This is a genomic window from Arthrobacter sp. MYb221, from assembly GCF_002979835.1.
Lineage (GTDB): Bacteria > Actinomycetota > Actinomycetes > Actinomycetales > Micrococcaceae > Glutamicibacter.
In genome coordinates this window covers 1-1,339 of record NZ_PCPW01000041.1, presented here as the reverse complement: position 1 = coordinate 1,339, position 1,339 = coordinate 1, and the positions used below count along the sequence as shown (strand labels likewise).

Below are 1,339 nucleotides of genomic sequence, written 5' to 3'. Positions count from 1 at the left end.
AGGACAAGCTTGGGCTGCTGCTTTACGTGGACGGCCACGTACGTTCCTACCAGGGGAAGAAAAAGACCGGGAAGCAGTATTCCACGAGGCTGAAGTTCCCGGTCCCGGCGTCGATGGAATCCTGGGTCGCTGACGCGAAGGGCGCACCGGTGTTCATGGTCATGGCTAAACCTTCCACTTCCTTGGTGGGCGAGCTGCGCCGGCTGACCCCGAAACTGCGGGACATGATCGGTGATGAGCGGCGCGTGCTGATCGGCTTTGACCGCGAAGGGTGGTCCCCGCAGCTATTCCATGACCTCTCCCGGGCTGGTTTTGATCCGCTCACCTGGCGCAAGGGCGCCACCGAAGAGGTCAGCCCGGACCTGTTCGACAAGGTTGAGTATGCGGATCAGTTCGGTACCAAGTATGAGTACGGGAAGGTCGCCGATACGACTGTCACTTTGGCCTACGGGTCAGCGGGTCAGGAAACCTGTTTCCAGATGCGGCAGATCAGCCGGATCGTGGCCGCTGGGAAGCAGGTCCGCGAAGCCACCGGCCAAGAGCATCGCCAGATTCATATCCTCACCACCAACACGGACCTGCCAGCAGCCGAGATCGTGTTTCGTATGAGTGCACGGTGGCGGCATGAAAACTATTTCAGGTATGCGCGCCAGCATTTTGCGTTGGATGCCCATGACAGTTACCAAGCGGTACCTGATGATGCCGGGCGTCAGGTTCCGAATCCTTTGAAGGACAAGGCGAAGCAGAAACGCGACGCGCTGGCCGCGAAAGTGCGGGCGTTGGCCGCTGCCGCGGACGTTCAGGAGCTTGCCCTGTGTTCCCCGGAACCAGGGGAGGCGGTGACGATCACTAATAAGATGCTCAACGAATTGAACGCTCCGGTATTGGCAGCTGAGAAGCAGCTGGCCGAGGCGTCCAAGGCCTATCAGGCGATTTCAACGAAACTCCCTTTGGGTGAAGTGAACCCTGGGCAGCAGGTGCTGGAATCCGAGTTGAAGCAGGTGTTGCACGCGTTTCGGATGGCCGCGTATAACGTCACGATGATGCTGGTCACGCAGGTGCGTACGCAGACCGGTTATAAGGCAGCGTCGAGCCAGGCTCATGTGTTTGTGCGGCAGGCGTTAAAGCTGAGCGGGGATTTGGACCCACGCCAGGACGGGGTGCTGGAGGTGCTGTTGGATCCTTTGCCGACGCGTCGTGCCACGGTGGCGTTGGGTGAATTGTGTGAGTTGCTCAGCGGTACGCGGACCGTGTATCCGGGGACGGATCGGGTGTTGCGGTATCGGGTGAAGGGCTTAGCGGCGACTCATTAATTTTCTACCGATGTCCAGAGCCCTGA

The 1,339-nt window shown here is 59.6% G+C and carries 1 protein-coding gene; it reads left to right on the top strand.

From position 1 onward, the window contains the following. Nucleotides 1–1,313 (top strand): putative transposase (locus CQ015_RS19095; RefSeq protein ID WP_181150468.1); only part of this gene is annotated, 1,313 nt, incomplete at its 5' end. Nucleotides 1,314–1,339: the final 26 nt, after the last annotated feature.